The sequence below is a fragment of the Streptomyces sp. NPDC055140 genome (assembly GCF_053607285.1).
Genome location: NZ_JBSGTG010000127.1, coordinates 1 through 3,480, shown reverse-complemented (window position 1 = coordinate 3,480; position 3,480 = coordinate 1). Strand labels below are relative to the sequence as shown.

Sequence of the window (3,480 nt, the reverse complement as noted above, 5' to 3'; positions counted from 1 at the left end):
CAGTTCAGTTCTGGCTGGACGGCCTCTCTTCCCAGAACCAGCCGTGGGCGGCCATGCCTTCCTTCGTCGACTCCATCAACAGCCGCGCGCCCTCCTCCGACCGGGAGGTATCGCGCCCGCCGCTGTCGACGAAGAACCGGATCAGCGCGGCGGCCGCAGGCGCGTCCGCGTCGCAGACCGCGCACAGGTCCAGGTGGATCGGCCGTCCGTGTTCGTCGTTCTTCGGCATCACCGCGCTGGTGCAGGTCACCACGCAGCGCGAGCATTGTGGCAAGCGGTCGGATCGCACAACCTGGGGTATATGACGCCCCCTTACTCATAACGTGAGCCTTCACCCAAGACCCGCAGACCTGCCTCGTCAACCCCACGGGCAACGATGGCACCGCCCCGGACGGCTGGACTCTGTCGGCAGGGGATAGCGCGTGAGCGGAATCTGCCAGCACCTGGTTCCATGTCCCTGCCACAGCGACCATCGAAGGAGGAACGTGGACGAGATCCAGGTGCACTGCGCGAGGTGTGGAAGTAACGACACCATCATGGAGCAGGGTGAGGGCGACGTGAAGCACGGCCGGTGCCTGCGATGCGACAAGGACTTCCAGGCCACGCCGTGCCCGGTCTGCGGAAGTTACCGCATCGACGGCTCCTACGGCATCTCCGGGATCCGCTTCACGACGCTGCCCCAGACCGTCGAATGCAAAGACTGCCGCAGCGAAATCCCAGCGCGTGATCCCGGCCCCGAAGGGCCGTCCGAACACCAGAGCGCGTAGATACTGACCGACATGGCAGACCACTCCGATCCGCAGCAGGACCTCACCTACCGGGCGTCCGTCGGCTCCGTCGACCTCAAGGCGTTCGACGACGACGGCAACTCGTACGAGATCCATGCGTGCCACGACTGCCTGCCCTGGCACGCCGAGGTCGTGTTTGTAGAGGGGGAAGTCCTCGTCAGGGAGTGGCATGCCGTCGGATGCCCGCAGTTTCAGGACCTCATCCAAGACTGAGAACGGAATCCGTCACTCAGGGCCGGGAGACATCCCTGATGGGTGATGATGTTGCGGTGAGTCTGGACCTGAGCAACTACGAACTCCTCTGGCCCGCAGAGCTACTCGCATCCGAAGGCGAGCGCATCCTTCGCGCCTCCGATCGCACCTCGGACTCTTCATGGGTAGACCGAGCAACCTGGCTCATCACCGAGGCCCTGGCCGGCACCACCGCGGTCGCGGACTTCGAGGAACTGCCAGACCGCGATGCGCCTACGGACGACCCCTGGTCATCCACCGCACCGGGCTGGGGCAGCCGGGCCGGGACGGGCAAACGGGAGTGGTTCACCGAACTGGTCAACCGGGCGGGCGAGCTCCGGCATGCGGCAGCCCCCCGGCCCTACTGGCCGCAGCGCCGCGGCAGCGGGCTGTCACATGACGGCAGCACTCCACGGGACACACGACGTGACTTCGCACGGATCGTCGGTGAGTTCGAGGACAAGGGCTACCTGGCTGAGGTGTTCGACGAGGAATGCGTCGACGATCATAACGAGCTGCCCGACCCTTCAGAGGTGATCGACAGACGCCTTGGCATCCCAGATCTGTGGCCTCTGACACCGGAGACCTGGGACGAAGACACCTTCTACGGGCTGATCGAGGTGTTCCACGACCTGGTGAGCCGCCCCCGCATGCGGCGCTACCACTCCTACAGCGGCTGTGGATGGCACCACTCGGAGTTCCACAACGGTCCGGCACGCATCCTGTACCGGTGGAAGGTCAACCAACTGCTGCGCTCGGCCGGCATCGAGTACGAACTGGCCGCCGAAGGCGAGGACCTCGGGCGCCTGGTCGCCGTCACTGACGACGCCCGCAGCCAGCTGGTGCACCACGCCCTCAAAGACAGCCCGCCCGACGCCACCGCCGGCGTTCGCCACGCCATCGCCCTCTTCCGCGCACGTGACACATCGGCTGAGAGCAAGAGATCGGCGATCTTCAACCTCGCCCGCATCCTCGAGGAACGCCGCACCCTGATCAAAGAGCACCTCCACAAGAAGGACGAAGGAGCCCTGTTCCAGATCGCCAACAGCTTCGACCTGCGCCACAGCAACGCCGGTCAGCAACGCGAGTACGACGAAGCGTTCCTCGACTGGATCTTCTGGTGGTACCTCGCCACGGTGGAACTGACCAATCGGCTGATCGCCTCTCGTAGCCCCGCCTGACTCTTGCCGACCAGCCAGCGAGGTAGGCCGCCCAGCCCCTCCAGCAGGGCTGCGCCTGCCGTTCCCTGTTCGACGGACGACCGCAGGGCCAGGATGAGTCGAGCCCCAGCCGTGTCCAGCAGCGCGTCGATCAAGATCCAGTGCCCGCGAAGGCAACCGCCCACATCTGTCCCAGCGGACCCCGATGAAGGTGGCCCCCCTGCGGCGGCCAGCCTTCCGGCACGGACCGCAATCCCGCCACAGGGTACGGCGCCTCAAGTGGTGGTGCCGGGCCCCGGTCAGTAGCCCTCGGCAGGGCTACCAACGGTTGCGGCAATCCAGCACCGTGTCCTGAGCCCCCGTTGCCCCAACTCCGAGCTGAGGCCTACCTTGCCCACCCCTGCCCTGGCTACCGCCACGACACAACAGGCCGCCGCCGCCTCCGGTCTCACGCACGCCGCCACCCAAACTGTCACCCGCGCCGCGACGCTCGATGACTTCGACGCGGTGAACGCGCTCCACGAACGCTGCTCGCTCGCGACGCGCTTCTCCCGCTACCAGGCCGCTCGGCGATCACTCCGCCTCGCCGAGTTCCATCACCTGACCCACCCCGACCGTAGCCTCACCTGGATCACCTATCCCGAAAATGATCCACACCGGATCGTCGCGACCACCAACCTGGTCCGTACGACTGAGGCCGATGAGGCCGAGCTCGGCATCATGATCGAGGATCCGTGGCAGAGCCGAGGGTTGGGCACCTCTCTGGTGCAGTATGCCCGCACGCAGGCCCGCGCCTTCGGCTGCTCCTCAATAGTCGTCATGACCGGCTCCGACAATGTGCGGATACTCAAGATCATGAGGGCGCTCGGCGTCGCCCCGTCGGCCAGGCACAGTTCGACCGTCGACCTCACGGTCCCCGTTGGGTAGTCCGATGGACCTCAACATGGCAGCAGAGCCGCTGCACCTGTCCCGGCCGCGGTGCGCGCCTCGCTGTCTACCGGCGTGAGGCCAGCGCCACCCCCAACGTGACGCTGGTCCTGGCGCATGGCTGGTCGGCCTCCGCCGCCGTGTGGGACGAGGTGCTCCTCCACCTCCGGGCTGATCACGGGGTGCGGCTTCTCGCTTTCGACCAGCGCGGGCACGGAGCCTCGACCCATGGCTCTCCCTCAGCGGGCATCGGCGTCCTGGCCGACGACCTGGAGGCCGTGCTGAGCGCCTTCAGCGCGGACACACCGGCCATCGTGGCCGCGCACTCGATGAGGTCGATGAGCGCGCTGGAGAGCGCCGCGAGAGGCGCGTGC

General features: G+C 66.7%; 6 protein-coding genes. 5 read left to right on the top strand and 1 reads right to left on the bottom strand.

Annotation, left to right across the window (positions count from 1 at the left end):
* Window positions 1-4: 4 nt before the first annotated feature.
* Window positions 5-289: a DUF6300 family protein gene (locus ACWFR4_RS48120; protein ID WP_453658239.1), complete on the bottom strand. Its 285-nt coding sequence runs from the start codon at window positions 287-289 to the stop codon at window positions 5-7.
* Between the two features lie 196 nt (window positions 290-485).
* Here ACWFR4_RS48120 and ACWFR4_RS48115 point away from each other — a divergent pair, with 196 nt between their 5' ends.
* From ACWFR4_RS48115 to ACWFR4_RS48095, 5 genes are all read left to right on the top strand, one after another.
* The gene (locus tag ACWFR4_RS48115; RefSeq protein ID WP_453658237.1) at window positions 486-767 is read left to right on the top strand and encodes a hypothetical protein; all 282 of its coding nucleotides are present in this window, start codon (window positions 486-488) and stop codon (window positions 765-767) included.
* Between the two features lie 12 nt (window positions 768-779).
* Window positions 780-1,001, top strand: coding sequence for a hypothetical protein (locus ACWFR4_RS48110; RefSeq protein WP_453658235.1), 222 nt, complete (start codon window positions 780-782; stop codon window positions 999-1,001).
* 56 nt (window positions 1,002-1,057) lie between these two features.
* On the top strand, window positions 1,058-2,200 hold the full coding sequence (locus tag ACWFR4_RS48105; RefSeq protein WP_453658233.1) for a hypothetical protein: 1,143 nt from the start codon (window positions 1,058-1,060) through the stop codon (window positions 2,198-2,200).
* A gap of 369 nt (window positions 2,201-2,569) precedes the next feature.
* On the top strand, window positions 2,570-3,106 hold the full coding sequence (locus ACWFR4_RS48100) for a GNAT family N-acetyltransferase (protein WP_453658231.1): 537 nt from the start codon (window positions 2,570-2,572) through the stop codon (window positions 3,104-3,106).
* 98 nt (window positions 3,107-3,204) lie between these two features.
* Window positions 3,205-3,480, top strand: a 276-nt coding sequence (locus ACWFR4_RS48095) for an alpha/beta fold hydrolase (protein WP_453658229.1), incomplete at its 3' end; no start/stop codon positions are given.